This window comes from Arthrobacter sp. 7Tela_A1, from assembly GCF_049311065.1.
Lineage (GTDB): Bacteria > Actinomycetota > Actinomycetes > Actinomycetales > Micrococcaceae > Arthrobacter_B.
The window spans coordinates 37,425-53,446 of record NZ_JAXIOO010000025.1 but is presented as its reverse complement, the minus strand read 5'-3'; the positions used below and the strand labels follow the sequence as shown (position 1 = coordinate 53,446).

Here is a 16,022-nt window from a genome sequence, read left to right as displayed (position 1 = left end):
GCGGGCGGGCTCGGCGCCCCCCGCCGCCCCGGTGTGTTGTTGTCCGGGACCTAGCGGTCTTCGAACGGCAGCCGGTGCAGCCGGGAACCCAGCTTGCCGGTCCGTTCGCGCTGCGCACTCAGCCGCGCGAAGTCACGTTCGCGCCGCTGCACCATCACAGCGCGCAGGTAGCTTTCCGGGAGGGTGCCCGCCGGCGGCGGGGGAGAGACGCAGGCAGAAACTTCAGTTGCCAGTGATTCACCGAGGGAAGCGCGGGCATGGGGGGTCATCCGCAGCGACTGTGCGAGGAAGCGGGACACCCGGCGGGAGAGGGGATCCGGCAGGCGGCCAATGTCGGCCAATTGTGCCCACGCCGCCAGCTCCGGGGGCATCACCACGACGGGCGGAATTTCCGCCTTGACCCTCTCGCGCAACGCGTAGGTCCCGGCAAGCATGTCGCCGAGCCGTTTGGACTTCTCGTTGAAAACGGCTGTCACAAAGGCCAGGGATCCCGCAAGCATGTAGATTTCCAGCACCGCGAGGATGCCGCGGGTAAAGGCCTGGCGGAACCGTACCGCGCCGCCGTCGTCACGCACGATTCGCAGGCCCATGATCAGTTTTCCCAGGGATTTGCCACGGGAGAGGGTCTCCACGGTGACGGGCAGGATCAGGAAGATGAGCACTACGGAGACCAGCAGGAGGGCGCGGGTCAGGGCGTCATCCAGTGTTCCGTCCAGTGCGTTTCCGACCAGGAAAAACATAAGAACGAGCAGCAGCAGCTGCGCGGTGACGTCGATGATGGTGCCCAGCGCCCGCGCGGCGAATGAGGCGGGGCGCAGCTCAAGGACAACGGCCTCACCGGTCACTACCGTGCTCATGCCTGCCTCACGTTCAGTTTGCTCCATCCGGGACTGCGTCTTGCGGTGCCCGCTGCTTGGTCCGGACCTACTTTACCGACTGGCCTCTGCATTCGGCGGCAGGTCCCGGCCCCGGTCCTGCCGCGTCCCGGAGACCGGGCAGCCGGACGAAACGCTAGGGTGAAGAGGTGGATATGGATGCCTTCGCCGCAGTGCACCGGGATGACTGGGAGCGGCTCGACGAACTGACCTCCCGCCGCCGGTTGAGCGGAGGAGAAGCAGATGAACTGCTGCAGCTTTACCAGCGCGCGTCGACGCACCTGTCCGTCATCCGTTCCATCGCCCCGGAAGGCGCACTTTCGGCTTCCCTGTCCATGCGGCTCTCCCGGGCCCGGACACGGTTTACCGGTGCCCGTTCCAACTTCTTCGAGGACCTCGCCGGGTTCTTCGTCTACTCCCTGCCGGCCGCGTTCTACCGGGTCCGCTTGCTCACGGTCGCGGTGGGGGTGCTGTTCACGGCAGTGGCGTGGCTGGCGGGAGCCTGGGTAGTGAACACCCCGGGCGTGCTGGCAGCGATGGGTACCGATGCAGAGCTGCGCCGGTACGTGGAGTCGGACTTCGTGAACTATTACTCTGAGAATCCCGCTGCATCCTTTGCCGGCATGGTCTGGACCAACAACGCGTGGATTGCGCTGCAGGCCGTCGCCTTCGGCGTCACCGGCATCTGGGGGCCGTACATCCTGTACCAAAACGCCATCGGGGTGGGGACGGCCGGCGGGATGATGGCTTCCTTTGGGCAGCTCGACGTGTTCTTCACCTATATCCTTCCCCACGGGTTCATGGAGCTGACCGCCATCTTCGTGGCAGCGGCAGCGGGCCTCCAGATCTTTTGGGCGCTGGTCTCACCGGGACCCAGGACCCGGCTGACGGCGCTGGCCCAGGAAGGCCGTTCGCTGATGACCGTGGCGCTGGGCCTGGTGGTTGTCCTGTTCATTTCCGGACTGGTGGAAGGGTTCGTCACGCCCAGCGGCCTGCCGGCCTGGCTCCGGATCGGCATTGGAGCGGCCGTTTTCGCCGCCTACTGGGCCTACACCCTCATCCTGGGTAAACGTGCCTGCCAGGCTGGATACCGGGGCGACCTGCTGGCGCGCGATGCAGGGGAAGCATCGGTCCGGGCCGCCTGAATCCGCCAGCCCGTGCAGTGACCCGGCATGGTTCGGGGTGGCACCCGTAAACCGGGTGCCGTCCCCGGTAGGGTCTAAAGAGGACGAAGCCGGAGCCCCCACCACCGGTGACTTCATACAGGATTGGGATGAGAGACGAAGCAGTGGCAAGCCAGGACCAAGACCCCACGACGGAACGCGCACCATCAGGTGCGTCCACTAACGGGAACGACGCCGGCCCCAGCGACGCCAGCGAGACGATCGTCAGCGGCAGCCACGCCGAGGGCACCGCTGCGCGTCGGCGTGCAGCGGATCAGGTGCCTGCCGAGCACGATGCGTGGGACGCGGAATTCGCCGGGCTGACGGGAGCGGAGAGTTCCGGGGAAGGCCGGGACCTGGACGGCAGGACGCCTGCTGCAGATCCCGCTGCAGCCCCAGCGACTCCAGCCCCAATCCAGACTGACGACGCGGCCGCGGCTGAAGCAGCCGCCCCGGTCAAAGACGCTGCCCCGGCTGAAGCCCTTGCCCCAACCCCGGCTACCTCATTGGCTCCGGCTGAACCCGAACCGGACACCGCGGCTGCGCCGGACACCGCGGCTGCGCCGGACACCGCGGCTGCGCCGGCCGCCCGGGGAGAGGTGCCCGGTGGTCATCCCTCCGTGGCCCAGCGGAGCAAGCTGCCCATGCGTGCCGCGAGCACCATGCCCAACCTCAGCCGTTACGAGCAGGCATCCACCGGCAAGGGCGCGCCGGATCCGGCGGAGCCGTCGGGCCCGGTCGAACAAGGATCCGGCCTTTCCGCCGCGGGCGCTGCCTCCGGTCCTGTCCGGAACCGCCCGGAAGATACCGAAGCAGAGGGCGGCCCCTGGTACGGGCCGGCGGACGGGGAACCCGCTTCCACCGGCCCCTCAGCGCCGGAGCAGCCAGCCGATGGTCCGGGCATTTCGGAGGAAGAAGCCCGCCGCCGCCACACCGAGCGAGAGCGTGCTGCTGCCGCAAAGCCTGTGCTGGCGCGGGTCATCCAGGTCGCTATCGCGGCTTTCTTCCCGGTGATGCTGCTTGCCGGCGCCATCCGGGCCGTCGCCACGCCTGTCTTCCTCTGGGTCGAGTACCACCGGCCGGGCTTCCCGGCTGACGGCTTCGGCTTTACCACCGAGGACCGGATGACCTACGGGTCCTACGCGGTGGACTATCTGCTGAACTTTTCCTCCCCGCGCTATCTGGGAGATCTGGTGACGCCCCAGGGGGAGCCCCTGTACCTCGCCACGGAGGTGTCCCACATGGCTGACGTCAAGGCGGTCCTGATGGTGGCCTTCCTTGCTGCGGCCGGCATGGCGCTTCTGAGCATTGCGGGAGCTGTCTACCTGGCCCGCCGGTGCCCGGGGGGCATCAGGCGTGCCCTGTTTGCCGGAGCCGTGGTGACGCTTGCCGTGATTGCCGCTCTGCTGGCCGCCGCCGTAGTTGCCTGGGAAGAGTTCTTCACCCTGGTGCACAACATCTTCTTCTCACAGGGCAACTGGACCTTCCGAATGGACGACACCTTGATCCGGCTCTTCCCTTCGCAGTTCTGGATGGACGCGGGAGGCACTGTTGCCGCGATAGTCCTGCTGGCCTGCATTCTTGTGATGGTCTTCACGTGGCCTACCAAGCGGCGGCGTGAACGTTCACGTGCTGCCCGGGATGAGGCCCGGAAGCGCTACCTCGATTCCCTCGAGGCGCTCTAGGTTTCACCGCAACGCAGAAGGCCCCGCCCCCGCGGTTTTTTCGGGGGCGGGGCCTTTCACGTTGCGGAAGCTGGGTTACGGCTGCTTGGCGTACATCTTCTCCACTTCGGCGGAGAAGTCCTGAATAACGGCCTGGCGCCGCAGTTTCAGCGTGGCGGTGACGTGGCCGGTGTCCAGGGAGAAGTCCCGGGGCAGAACGGTGAACCGCCGGATCTGCTCGGCCCGGGAAACGCTGGAGTTCGCGGCGTCTACCGCCAGCTGGACCTGCGCCAGGACCTGGGGATGCTCTGCGGCTTCCAGGCTGTTCAGCGCGAGTCCGTTTTCCGCGGCCCACGCCTGGAGCGCTTCGTCGTCGAGGGTGATGAGCGCGCCAACGAACGGCCGGCCTTCCCCGACCACCACTACCTGCGAAACCAGACGGTGCTCGCGGATCTTCTCCTCCAGCGGCCCCGGGGCAACGTTCTTGCCGCCCGCCGTTACCAGAAGGTCTTTCTTCCGCCCGGTGATGGACAGGAAACCATCCTCGTCCAGGGAACCGATGTCACCGGTATGGAACCATCCGTCGCTGAACGCCTCGGCCGTGGCCTCCGGATTGCGGTGGTAGCCGTTGAAAACACCCACGCCGCGGACCAGCACCTCGCCGTCCCCGGCAATCCGGACTGCGTTCCCCGGCATGGGCAGCCCCACGGAGCCAACCCTGGTCAGCGGAACCGTGTTGACCGACGCCGGAGCTGTGGTCTCGGTCAGGCCGTACCCCTCCAGCACCGTGATCCCGGCGCCGCGGAAGAAGTGGCACAGCTGGGGGCTCAGCGGGCTGGCCCCGGAAATGGCGATCTTGAGCTTGCCGCCGAAGGCATTGCGGACCTTCGGATAGAGGAGGCGGTCGAACAGGGCATGCCGGGTCCGCAGCGCCGGGGAAGGTCCTTTGCCGCCCCGTGCCGCACGGTCAGCGGCCTCGGAATAGGCGACGGCGGTGGCTGCCGCAGTTTCGAACAACCGGCCCTTGCCAGCCGCCTGGGCCTTTGCCTCTGCGCCGGCATAGATCTTTTCGAAGATACGGGGAACGGCCAGGAGGAACGTGGGCTGAAGGGACTGCATATCGTCGACCAGTTCGGCTGCAGTCGCACTGTGTCCCAGCGTCACTCCGGCAGCGAGGCAGCCAACCTGGACGGCGCGGGCCAGCACATGCGCCAGCGGAAGGAACATCAGCGTCCGGGCACCGGGCTGCTTGAGCATCTCCGGAAGCAATTCGATGACATTGACCGCAAACAGGGCGAAATTACCGTGGGTGATTTCGCAGCCCTTGGGACGCCCGGTGGTGCCCGAGGTGTAGACCAGAGAGGCGGCGTCGGCCAGGCCTCGGGAGGAACGGACAGCTTCCAGTTCGGCGTCCTGCACACCCGCGCCCAGGGAAGCGAGGCCGGCGAGCGTGTCCGCGCCGTCGTCGTCGGTAAGTTTCCAGACCTTCACGTCCAGTCCGGCGGCCGCCGCACCGGAGGCAACAATGCGTGCCTTGTTGCCATCTCCGGCAAAGGCGAGGCGGGCACCGGAGTCCTGCAGGATCCACTGGACCTGGCTGGGGGAGGAGGTTTCATACACGGGGACCGTCACCGCTCCCGCGAACCAGATCGCCAGGTCAGCGACCGTCCACTCATAGCGGGTTCCGGACATGACCGCTACGGCGTCCCCGGGCTGCACGCCCTGGGCCATAAGCCCCTTGGCGACGGCGGTGACCTGGGCAAGGAAAGCGGCACCGGTGACGTCCTGCCAGCCGGATTCGTTCTTCCGGGCGTACAAGGGACGTTCGGGAGCCCGGGCTACTGTCGCCAGCAGGAGATCAGTGATGTTGGAGTCGCCGGGGAGCTCGACGAACAAGTCGGTGGAGGATTCGCGCACAGCGACTCCCCTTTCTGTGCAAGCACAATTGCGGTGAGACCTAGATCCAGCTCGGCATCCACATTCGGAGCCGCCAATCGGAGTAGGGGATGTTCTCGGCCGTCCAGACCGGATAAAAAAACGCAGAGACGAGAATAGCAGCAGCCACGAAACATGCTGCGATGACCGCGCCGCGCCTGCGCCGCAGTGCCGAGTCAGCCGACCGGCCCAGTACCAGCCCCAGCGTGAAAGTCAGGGCAAGAATGAGGAACGGCTCGAAAGCGACGGCGTAGAAGTAAAACATGGTCCGGTCCGGAAAAGCGAACCAGGGCAGGTAGCCGCCGGCAAGTCCCGCGAGCATGGCACCGGCCCTCCAGTCCCGCCGGCCGATCCAATATGCCAGGACCACTCCCAGGCTGAGCAGGGCGGCCCACCACACCAGCGGGTTGCCCACCGACGAGATCGCCGAGGCACAGTTTTCGAGGCCGCAGCCCGGGCTCTCTGGTGCAGGTGTCTCGTAGAAGAACGAGGTGGGCCGGCCCAGGAACAGCCAAGACCAGGCACTTGCCTCGTACGGGTGCTCTGAGCTGAGACCGTTGTGAAAGGTGACGGCGCTTCGGTGGTACTCCGCGAGGGAGCGGATGGAGTCGGGAAGCCAGCCGAAGGCGTCCGACGGATTCGTTGCGGCCCACTGCCTGCCGTAGGCGCCTGAAGAGCGGAACCATCCGGTCCAGGCCGCCGTGTAGGTGGCCAGCGCCACGGGAATGACAGTGAAGAAGGCCGGAACACCGTCCTTCGCCAGTCCGGCGGGCCAGTGGCGGATGCCGGCGACGCGCCTGGCGGAGATATCCCAGAGGACGATCATCACCCCGAAGACGGCGATGAAGCCCAGGGCAGACCATTTGGTGCCCACAGCCAGCCCAAGGCACACTGCTGCCACAATCCGCCAGGGGCGCCACAGCAGCCACGGCCCGGTCCTCAGTGCAGACGTCGAAGGAAAGGCTCCGGGCGGTACTCCGAGTTTTCGGGCCAGGCGCCTGCGGCCGTCGTCGCGGTCCAGGAGCAGTGCCCCGAACGCGGCCAGGACCCAAAAGGCAAGGAATACGTCCAGCAGGGAGGTCCGCGAGTGGACCAAATGGTGGCCGTCTACAGCAAGGAGGACTCCGGCTGCAGCGCCGAGCAGCGGGGACTTGAACAGCCTGCCGGCAATCAGGGCGAGCAGCAGCACCGTGAGGGTGCCCGTGAGTGCCGCGGAGAAACGCCAGCCGAAACTGCTCTCCGCCCCGAAAAGAGCCATGCCGAAAGCGATCATCCACTTGCCCACCGGCGGGTGCACTACATATTCCGGATCCTCGAGCAGGACGCCGGGTTTCCCGGAGCTGAAGGAATCGTTGGCGTCCTCAGGCCAGGCCCGCTCATAGCCTGAGACCAGATAGGAGTAGGCGTCCTTGACGTAGTAGGTTTCGTCGAAGATCAGGGTCTCCACTTCGCCCAGCCTGACAAAGCGGAGAACGCCCGCCAGAAGGGCCGCTCCCAGGGCAGCTGCCCACATCCAGGGACGGGCCGGGACCGCCGCGCCCAGCAGCCGGTCGCGTAAGGCCTCCGGTGTGAACGCACCCGCAGGGGGCAGGACCCGCGCCGCCTCTGCCCGTGGCGGGGCGGGGGGCAGGGACAGGGTCACGGGCTCAACTCTATAGTGTGTCGCGTAGGGTTGGAGGGTGGACTCAAGCATGGACGGACCCCGGCAGCCAGATATTGCCGGCAGCATTGTTGGCGCCGGCACACGGAGTGCCGGCGGACCCGGCCAGATCGTCCTGGCAGCTACGCCGATCGGCAACATGGGAGACGCCACAGTCCGGCTGATCGACCTGCTCCAGAGCGCCGACGTGATTGCCGCGGAAGATACCCGGCGGCTGCACCGCCTGGTCAGCGCCTTGAAGATCACCCCGACCGGTCGCATCCTGAGCTACCACGAGCACAATGAGCAGTCCCGGACTCCCGAACTGCTGGACCTGGTCCGCGGCGGTGCGGTCCTGCTCATGGTCACCGACGCCGGCATGCCCTCCGTGTCGGATCCCGGCTACCGGCTCGTAGAAGCCGCGGCAGCCGAAGGCATTCCGGTAACGGCTGCTCCAGGACCGTCCGCCGTGCTGACGGCGCTGGCGCTCTCAGGCCTGCCGACCGACCGGTTCTGTTTCGAGGGTTTCCTGCCGCGGAAGGCAGGCGAGCGGGCGGCACGGCTCGACGAGCTTGCCGCCGAACGCCGGACCATGGTCTTCTTCGAGGCCCCGCACCGCCTCGAGGTGATGCTGAGGGCCCTCGATGCCGCGTTCGGGGGCGACCGTCCGGCAGCGGTGGCACGCGAGCTGACCAAGCTTCACGAACAGGTGCTGCGGGGCCCGCTCCGCGAACTGCTCGAATGGGCCGAATCCAGCGAGATCCGCGGCGAGATCGCCGTCGTCGTGGGCGGGGCAGGAGAAGCATCGCCTGAGGCGCCTGAGGACCATGTGGAGGCGGTCAACGCCCTGATCTCCCAGGGATCACGGCTCAAGGACGCAGTGGCGACAATCGCCTCCGATGCCAGGATCAGCAAACGCGAACTCTACGAAGCCGTGCTCGCGGCACGGGGGACTCAACCCTAGCCACGGCTGCCGGCACCGACCCTGGGCCAAGTGCACAGTGAAGTGCCCGATGTGTTGTGCAGGTACGCATTTACACCCGGCAGTCACCGTTTTACGGTAAAGGCAGCACCGGACGAATGTGATCCGGAAAACCCACGTACGTATGGAGGCTCACCCATGGCTGTAACCGCTGACCGCGAGGCCCAACTGCTGGCCCAGGTTCCCACCGGCCTGCTGATCGACGGAGAATGGCGCGACGCCGCCGGCGGGAAGACCTTCGACGTCGAGGATCCCGCCACCGGCAAGGTGCTGCTGAGCATCGCCGACGCCAGCACCGAAGACGGCGCAGCCGCAATGGACGCCGCTGCAGCGGCGCAGGAGTCCTGGGCAGCCACTGCGCCGCGCGTCCGCGGCGAGATCCTGCGCCGCGCCTTTGAGCTTGTCACGGCCCGCGCCGAGGACTTCGCGCTGCTCATGACCCTGGAAATGGGCAAGCCGCTGGCTGAAGCGCGCGGCGAAGTTGCCTACGGCGCCGAGTTCCTGCGCTGGTTCTCCGAGGAAGCCGTCCGCGTCACCGGCCGCTACGGCACTGCTCCGGACGGCAAGTCCCGCATCATGGTCACCAAGAAGCCGGTTGGCCCCTGCCTGCTGATCACCCCGTGGAACTTCCCGCTGGCCATGGCTACCCGCAAGATCGCTCCCGCGGTGGCCGCCGGCTGCACCATGGTGCTCAAGCCCGCGAAGCTCACGCCGCTGACGTCTCAGCTTTTCGCCGCCGTGATGATGGAAGCCGGCCTGCCCGCCGGCGTCCTGAACGTTGTGTCCACGACGAAAGCAGGCGAGGTAACCGGACCGATCATGAAGGACGACCGGCTGCGCAAGGTCTCTTTCACCGGTTCCACCCCGGTCGGCCAGGGGCTGATCCGTGACGCTGCGGACAAGGTGCTGCGGACCTCCATGGAACTGGGCGGCAACGCACCGTTCGTCGTCTTCGAAGACGCCGACATCGACAAGGCAGTGGAGGGGGCCATGGCAGCGAAGCTGCGGAACATGGGCGAAGCCTGCACCGCAGCCAACCGCTTCATCGTCCACGAAGACATCGCCGACGAGTTCAGCGAGAAGTTTGCCGCCAAGGTCGGTGCGCTGACCACCGCACGCGGTACGGAGGATGAGTCCAAGATCGGGCCGCTGATCGATGCCAAGTCCCGTGACAAGGTCCACTCCCTGGTCGAGGACGCCCTGGACCACGGCGCCACCGCCGTGGTCGGCGGCGCCCCGGTGGACGGCCCCGGCTACTTCTACGCACCCACCGTGCTGAAGAACGTGCCGGCCGGTGCCCGGATCCTGAAGGAAGAGATCTTCGGCCCGGTGGCTCCGGTCATCACCTTCTCCACCGAAGCAGAAGCCGTGAAGCTGGCCAACGCCTCCGAATACGGCCTGATCGCCTACGTCTTCACCGAGGACCTGAACCGCGGCCTGCGGATCGGCGAAAAACTGGAGACCGGCATGTTGGGCCTGAACGCGGGCGTTGTCTCGAATGCCGCGGCACCGTTCGGCGGCGTCAAGCAGTCCGGCCTGGGCCGCGAGGGCGGCGATGAGGGCATCGAGGAGTACCTCTACACGCAGTACATCGGCATCGCCGACCCCACGGCCTAGCAGCCCTGGATCAGGCCGGGGACGTTCCCGGCCTGCCGAGGTGTCCCGTCACTGGAAAGCAACAGGTGGCGGGACACTTCTGTTTAACGACCGGTTTCCGAAAGGCGTTACTTCTTCCTGGCACGACCCAGGGACGCAGGGAAGAACAGGGCACGCAGCCGGGTCCCCAGCGGTGCTGAAACGCCCAGCGCGTGGGCCACGGCGTCGACGTCGGACCACGTGGACGGGAAGGTGGCACTCCGCCCCGCAGACCCTGCCGCGGGGCCCGAACCGGGCACCGGGGCAGCGTAGGCCTCGGTTTCGTAGTCCCGGCGCAGCCGCTGCAACGCCGCTGCCGCAGGTCCGGTGAGCCCGGCCTCGGTCACGAGGCGATCCGCATAGGACCGCGGGGTGTCCGCTGTCCTGGCCGGGTAACCATAGTCCTGGCCAAGGTCTGTGGCCTCTGCCCAGGCCAGCCGGGCGCCCCCAGAGGAGCCGTGGGAGCTGCGGCGCAGCCGGGTCCGGCGCCGCCGCAGTGCCCACGGTGCCAGGATGGCTGCTGCAGCCACGAGCACCGCGATTCCGACGCCGGCTACCGGCGCACCGCCGGTTTCCACGGGTTCTTCAGGGAGAGTTTCAGGGCCCGGGGCAGGGGTGGACGGGGCAGGTGCCGGGATCGCGGCGCCTAGTCCGCGCGGGTCATTGTCTGCCTGGACCGCAGAGGCTGCGTTTGCTTGCCGCGGGATGGCATAGGTGGGTACGACGCCCCGGGACGGTGTCGGTTCAAAGCGGACCCAGCCAACACCTTCGAAGTAGAGCTCTGGCCAGGCGTGTGCATCGCGGGAATCGACCGCAAACTCGTCCAGTTCCTGCCCGTCAGGACCCGCAGCCGTCTGGTTGGTGGAACGTCCAGGTGCGTAGCCAAGGCCGATCCGGCTGGGAATGCCGACTTCGCGGGCCATCACGGCCATTGCCGAAGCAAAGTGTACGCAGTAACCGGAGCGCTGTTCCAGGAACCGGGCCAGAACGTCCATCCCGTTGCCGTCGTAACCGCCTTCAACAGGCGCGTCGAGGGAATAGCTGAACTCCGGGCCGCGGAGGAAGGACTGCAGCGCCAGCGCCTGGTCGTAGGGAGAGGCCTTACCGGACGCTGCCTCACGTGCGGTATCCCGGATGATCTGGGGGAGATTGTCCGGAAGCTCGGTGAAAATCCCGTCCACGGCGTCCTCCGGAGCCGGCTGCACTGCCGCCAGCCTTTCACTTGTCACCGTTGGCACAGCACTGCGGACTTCATACCCGGACTGGCCCTGGGCGCTGCCGTCCGCCGAGAGGAGGGTCATGGTGGACGGATCCCAGGTCCAGGCTCCGGCTGCCCCGGAGATCGAGGACGGGGCATAGGGAGCCAGCAGCCAGGGGCTGGCGTAGGACTGCGAGGCAATGAGCGTCGTTGTGACGGTGGTTTCGATGTCGGGACTGGCAGGTTCCCGGGGGATCATCGCTCCGGTTCCGGTGCGCCGCTCCTCCGAGCGGGTGTCCGGCGCCCAGCGGCTGCCGGAAAAGTCCTCCAGCGTCGTGGACCGCAGGTAGAGCGGGCGGGTGGAGTCCGTGGCGTAGGTGATGCGGCCGGTCGCGGTGGGCTGGCGCAGGTCGTTCCCGAGGGTGACCACGGGGTTGAGCCCGGTGGTGCCGGCGAAGAAATCCATCCGTGCGCCCTGCGGAAAAGCGCCCGTGTTGAAACCCGGTATTGCAAGGGGTACCAGCAGGGCGGCGATCACGGCGCCCGCCCCGATCCCCAGGGCGCCTGCGGCATGGGCGTTGGAAGGCCGGTTTGCCGTGCCGTCTTTCGTTCGGTTTTTCGTGGGCCCTGTGCCCGTGGCTCGTTCCTGCCACACCCCGGCGGCCAGGACCAGGAGGAAGCCGGACGCCGCAGCAGCGAAACCGGCTGCACCCACGCTCTGCGGCTTAATGATCGCCGGAACCAGCAGGATCGTGAGGAGGCCCAGGCCGCTGGCTGCAGGCATCCGCAGGGTTACCGCTAAGGTATCGACCAGGACCGTGACCAGCCCGATGGCCAGGCACGCGATGAAGACGACGCCGGGATCCGGAACAACGGGAATGACCTGCGTGATCACGACACTCTGCGCCTCTGCCAGCAGGGTCTCCGCCCGGGCCAGGGTAGCTGCCGTAGGGATCACGCCCAGGAAACTCTCCTCCGAGGAGAACACGAGTGTCAGGGCCATGGCCAGCACCAGGAGCCCTGCCACCGGGACGAGTACCGTAGGCAGCAGGAGGTACCGCGCCAGGGCCATCGATGCCGAAACCGCGACGACGATGAAGGCGAGGGGCCACATCCAGGCCAGGCCTTCCAATACGCCCTGCACGCTGAATGCACACAGCAGAACCGCCGCGGCCGCTGCAGCCGAGGTCATCAGCTGGGCGGAGCCGGTGCGGGGGCTGCGCGTACCGGGATCCTCCGGCCGCTGCCGGGTCCGGGTTGCCGTTGCCGTCATCGTGCCCCTCCCAACTGATCTGCCCGCTGGCCGGCAGGCTGTGCCGCTGTCTCCGACCAGACGGAGGCCAGCGGCCGGGAGGGGACTGCAGCCACCGCACTCCAGCCTGCCGCCCGAAGGACAGCCAGCGCAGGAGCCGAGGCAGCGGGACGCTCGCAGACCAGGAGGGCAACGGCCGCCGGGGCCAGTTCACCGGCCGGTGCCAGCCGGCGGGCATCAGCTTCGGTCAGGGCCCCGGTGACGACGGCGAGCGGGCCGCGCTGCTTTTGGCCGAGGAGCGCCTCCGTGAGGACATCGCCGAATGGACCGCGGACCCCCGGAGCCTGCTGCGGAGCAGTCCAGGTCTGGGCCGCTCCCGGGAAGCCGGGCGTGCGGCGCCGGAGCAGTTTCGCCGGCTGCGGCTCCGGGGCGCCCGCGCCCGACGCTTCGAGCCCCAGGGCAGCCAGCCCCTCTCCCAGTTCCTCGATGCCGGCGGGACCAGTGAAGGTATCCGTCCCGGAGTCGACGGCCGAAGGTGACCGGGCGAGGCCGGGCCGGGCCAGGACATCAAGGACACGCACGGCAAAACCGTGCTCCATGAGGTGCGCCCCAATGGACATCACTGCCGAGACAGCCCACTCGAAGGACTCGGAGCTTGCCGGGGCGGAACCATCGGCTGCCTCCGCCCAGAACGGCGAGAGGAACCCGGTGTCGTAACAGGATTCACGCTGGTCCAGGATGAGCGTCGCCCGCGGGGTGGTCACCGGCTCTTCCTGGCGGACCATCAGCTCGCCGTGCCGGGCTGTGGCCGACCAGTGCACCCTCCGCATGGGATCCCCGTGCCGGTACTCCCTGGTGGTGACGTCGTCCTGGCTGGCTACGCCCTGCAGGCGGGCAGCGACGGGCCCGTCTGATCCGCGGAGCCCCTCGAGAACCCCTGCCGGAAGCTCAGCGGGTGCCGGCTTGACGATCAGCGGGTCCGTTCCGCCGATGGTGTGGCGCAGCACGGCCAATCCGAAGGGGTCCTGGAACCCGGCGCTGACCGGGCCGATCCGGTACATGCCGCGTCTGGAGGAGCGCAGCCGGTATTCGTATCTGCTGGTTCCACGGGGGTCCGTCCGGGTCGCCGGGAACCGGAACTGCGGGCTCGCGCCAAACCGGGGAGGCAGTTCCTCCTGCATGGTGGCCGACGCGGTAAGCGGCCGGACCGGAGTTATGGACAGGGAGATGTTGACGGCGGTCCCGGTCTGGGCCGTGACCGGGACGAAGGTACGCTCCACGGTCAGGACCGGCCGAAGGAGCCGAAGGGCGAGTGCGGCGACCAGGGGCAGAAGGATCAGGAACACTGCCAGCAGGAGAAGATCGCGGCGTCCGAGTACCTGAGCGCTCAGCAGGGCAACGACGCCGGCCGCGGCCAGTGCCCAGCCGCGGCTGGTGAGCATACGCGTACTGACTTTGGACTGCATGGCCCTCCTCGGGCGGGCTGGCGGTTACGGCCGGGCGGCGGGAAGCTGGGCGCCGGGCGGCCGGGGGACCGGCACCTTCGCCAGGATGGCCTGCAGCACGGCCGCGGGAGTTTCCCCGGCGCCCAGGGCCTTGCGTTCGAGGATCAGGCGGTGGGGAAGCACTGCGCCGGCAAGCTGGGCGACGTCGTCGGGCAGGACGAAGTCACGCCCGTCCAGGGCTGCGCGGGCCTTGGATGCCCGCAGGAGCTGCAGCAGTGCCCGCGGGCTCGCCCCGAGGCGGATCTGCGGGTGGTCCCTGGTGGCCGCTCCGATAGCCACCGTGTATTCCTTGACCGCGGCGGAAACATAGACATCCCGGACCCGAGCCGTCATGGCTGCGATGTCGCGGGCGGTGGCCACCGGAACAACCGCATCCAGCGGCGATACCGACTGGTGGGTCTCGAGCATCTCCATTTCCGATGCCGTGTCCGGGTAGCCCAGCGAGATCCGCGCCATGAACCGGTCCCTCTGGGCCTCGGGGAGCGCGTAGGTGCCCTCCATTTCCAGGGGATTCTGCGTGGCCACCACCATGAAAGGTTCTGCCAGCCGGTACGTCCCGCCGTCGACCGTGACCTGGCGCTCTTCCATGCACTCCAGCAGTGCAGACTGGGTCTTCGCGGAGGCGCGGTTGATTTCGTCCCCGATGACGATGTTCGCGAAAACCGGGCCCTGGCGGAACTCGAAGCGGTGGGCATCCTGGTTGTAGATGGAGACTCCGGTGACATCCGACGGGAGCAGGTCCGGCGTGAACTGGATACGGGTCACGGAACAGTCCACTGCCCTGGCAAGGGTCTTGGCGAGCATTGTCTTGCCGACTCCGGGGACATCTTCCAGCAGGACATGTCCCTCGGCGAGGAGCACCGTCAGGACCAGGCGGGAGGCGTCTTCCTTGCCGTCGATCACTGAGTTGATGGCATCCAGGATCCTGGTGCTGGCCGCGAGGAAGGTGTCCTCTGCCGTCCCTGTTCCGCCTCCGGACAGCGGAGCAAGCCCGGAGCCCGGCGCATCAAGACCAGCGGTGGCAGCAGACGTGTCTCGAGCGTCCATGAAAACCTTTCGGGCTACGGCGGACACAGCCGAAGCACTCGCTAAGGAGAGCACGGCTGGCGGTTTGGCACATATGTACGTACAGGGTACAAGCTCACTTAGGCTTAAAGACATGACTATCGATGGCGGTTATTTTCCGGGGCAGATACCGCAGACCTACCAGCAGCAGGAAGGGGACACGACAGGCGGGGATCACCGCCCGGGTAAGGCTTTCGGACCGGCACCGGAACCGCTGCCCGTGACCGTCCCCGATAACCACACACACCTGGACTACGGTGCACCGGGCGCCGTGGGGATCTCCGCAGCGCTGGATGCCGCTGCCGCCGCCGGGGTCAGCGGAGCCGTTCAGGTGGGAACGGACCTGGAATCGTCCCGGGCGGCGGCGCGCCTGGCCCGTGAGGACCACAGGCTGCTCGCTGCCGTGGCAATCCATCCCAACGATGCGCCGGAGCTGGCCGCTGCCGGAACCCTCGATGATGCCCTTGCCGAGATTGAGTCCCTGGCCCTGCAGCCGCGGGTCCGGGCGGTGGGAGAGACCGGGCTGGACTACTTCCGTACCGGGCCTGAGGGCGTGGGTGCCCAGCAGTACTCGTTCCGGCGCCACATCGACATTGCCCGGCGCACGGGCACCGCCCTCCAGATCCACGACCGCGATGCGCACGATGACGTGGTCAAAGTCCTGGAAGAAGAAGCCGAACCGCACGCCGTCGTCTTCCACTGCTTCTCCGGAGACGCCGGCCTTGCCCGCATCTGCAATGAAAAGGGCTGGTACATGTCCTTCGCGGGAACAGTCACTTTCCGTAACGCCGAGGGTATCCGCGATGCGCTCGCGATCGCTGAGCCGGACCTGGTCCTCGTGGAAACGGACGCGCCGTTCCTGACCCCGCACCCCTATCGCGGCCGAAGCAACGCCAGCTACATGATCCCGTACACAGTGCGGGCCATGGCGGAGGTCCGCGGCGTGGAGCTGGACTCCTTCTGCGCCTCGATCAGTGCCAATACCGAACGTGTCTACGGCAGCTGGGAGCAGGGCAGCCTGCCGGCGTGATAAGCCCGGAACCAGATGATGTAACGAAAGTCACAGGTCAGGGCCCGGTTTGCCCGCAGATCACGGTTCGGTTACGGTA

11 protein-coding genes are annotated in these 16,022 nt (G+C 67.4%); 5 read left to right on the top strand and 6 right to left on the bottom strand.

The window, feature by feature from the left end:
• Positions 1-50: 50 nt before the first annotated feature.
• Positions 51-857, bottom strand: a complete 807-nt coding sequence (locus TVB01_RS11550; protein WP_422456054.1) for an RDD family protein — start codon at positions 855-857, stop codon at positions 51-53.
• A gap of 167 nt (positions 858-1,024) precedes the next feature.
• Between TVB01_RS11550 and TVB01_RS11545 the strand changes: the two genes are divergently transcribed.
• Both TVB01_RS11545 and TVB01_RS11540 read left to right on the top strand, forming a co-directional pair.
• Positions 1,025-2,020 (top strand): stage II sporulation protein M, encoded by a 996-nt coding sequence (locus TVB01_RS11545; RefSeq protein ID WP_422456052.1) that lies wholly within the window; start codon positions 1,025-1,027, stop codon positions 2,018-2,020.
• Between the two features lie 128 nt (positions 2,021-2,148).
• Positions 2,149-3,723: a DUF1461 domain-containing protein gene (locus tag TVB01_RS11540; protein ID WP_422456051.1), complete on the top strand. Its 1,575-nt coding sequence runs from the start codon at positions 2,149-2,151 to the stop codon at positions 3,721-3,723.
• A 75-nt stretch (positions 3,724-3,798) separates the two neighbouring features.
• Here TVB01_RS11540 and TVB01_RS11535 read toward each other — a convergent pair whose 3' ends face one another.
• Positions 3,799-5,619 (bottom strand): AMP-dependent synthetase/ligase, encoded by a 1,821-nt coding sequence (locus tag TVB01_RS11535; RefSeq protein ID WP_422456050.1) that lies wholly within the window; start codon positions 5,617-5,619, stop codon positions 3,799-3,801.
• Between the two features lie 40 nt (positions 5,620-5,659).
• Positions 5,660-7,279 carry a dolichyl-phosphate-mannose--protein mannosyltransferase gene (locus tag TVB01_RS11530; RefSeq protein ID WP_422456049.1) on the bottom strand — a complete coding sequence of 540 codons (1,620 nt, stop codon included), beginning with the start codon at positions 7,277-7,279 and terminating at the stop codon, positions 5,660-5,662.
• Between the two features lie 49 nt (positions 7,280-7,328).
• Here TVB01_RS11530 and rsmI point away from each other — a divergent pair, with 49 nt between their 5' ends.
• Both rsmI and TVB01_RS11520 read left to right on the top strand, forming a co-directional pair.
• Entirely contained in the window at positions 7,329-8,240 is a 912-nt protein-coding gene (gene rsmI, locus TVB01_RS11525; RefSeq protein ID WP_422456056.1) for a 16S rRNA (cytidine(1402)-2'-O)-methyltransferase, read from the top strand.
• Between the two features lie 156 nt (positions 8,241-8,396).
• On the top strand, positions 8,397-9,875 hold the full coding sequence (locus tag TVB01_RS11520) for an NAD-dependent succinate-semialdehyde dehydrogenase (RefSeq protein ID WP_422456048.1): 1,479 nt from the start codon (positions 8,397-8,399) through the stop codon (positions 9,873-9,875).
• A gap of 107 nt (positions 9,876-9,982) precedes the next feature.
• Here the strand turns inward: TVB01_RS11520 and TVB01_RS11515 are convergent, their stop codons facing one another.
• Genes TVB01_RS11515 through TVB01_RS11505 form a run of 3 tightly spaced genes read right to left on the bottom strand, consistent with a single transcriptional unit; the run spans position 9,983 to position 14,895 of the window.
• On the bottom strand, positions 9,983-12,364 hold the full coding sequence (locus tag TVB01_RS11515) for a transglutaminaseTgpA domain-containing protein (RefSeq protein ID WP_422456047.1): 2,382 nt from the start codon (positions 12,362-12,364) through the stop codon (positions 9,983-9,985).
• Entirely contained in the window at positions 12,361-13,809 is a 1,449-nt protein-coding gene (locus TVB01_RS11510) for a DUF58 domain-containing protein (protein WP_422456046.1), read from the bottom strand. The genes TVB01_RS11515 and TVB01_RS11510 overlap by 4 nt, the downstream gene beginning before the upstream one ends.
• 24 nt (positions 13,810-13,833) lie before the next feature.
• Positions 13,834-14,895, bottom strand: a complete 1,062-nt coding sequence (locus TVB01_RS11505; protein ID WP_422456045.1) for an AAA family ATPase — start codon at positions 14,893-14,895, stop codon at positions 13,834-13,836.
• A 112-nt stretch (positions 14,896-15,007) separates the two neighbouring features.
• Between TVB01_RS11505 and TVB01_RS11500 the strand changes: the two genes are divergently transcribed.
• Positions 15,008-15,943, top strand: coding sequence for a TatD family hydrolase (locus TVB01_RS11500; RefSeq protein WP_422456044.1), 936 nt, complete (start codon positions 15,008-15,010; stop codon positions 15,941-15,943).
• Positions 15,944-16,022 lie beyond the last annotated feature (79 nt).

Bases quoted from the DNA above. Each gene is read 5' to 3' on its own strand.
- TVB01_RS11550 (WP_422456054.1), bottom strand. From the start codon at position 857: ATGAGCACGGTAGTGACCGGTGAGGCCGTTGTCCTTGAGCTGCGCCCC.
- TVB01_RS11540 (WP_422456051.1), top strand. From the start codon at position 2,149: ATGAGAGACGAAGCAGTGGCAAGCCAGGACCAAGACCCCACGACGGAA.
- rsmI (WP_422456056.1), top strand. From the start codon at position 7,329: ATGGACGGACCCCGGCAGCCAGATATTGCCGGCAGCATTGTTGGCGCC.
- TVB01_RS11520 (WP_422456048.1), top strand. From the start codon at position 8,397: ATGGCTGTAACCGCTGACCGCGAGGCCCAACTGCTGGCCCAGGTTCCC.
- TVB01_RS11515 (WP_422456047.1), bottom strand. From the start codon at position 12,364: ATGACGGCAACGGCAACCCGGACCCGGCAGCGGCCGGAGGATCCCGGT.
- TVB01_RS11510 (WP_422456046.1), bottom strand. From the start codon at position 13,809: ATGCAGTCCAAAGTCAGTACGCGTATGCTCACCAGCCGCGGCTGGGCA.
- TVB01_RS11505 (WP_422456045.1), bottom strand. From the start codon at position 14,895: ATGGACGCTCGAGACACGTCTGCTGCCACCGCTGGTCTTGATGCGCCG.
- TVB01_RS11500 (WP_422456044.1), top strand. From the start codon at position 15,008: ATGACTATCGATGGCGGTTATTTTCCGGGGCAGATACCGCAGACCTAC.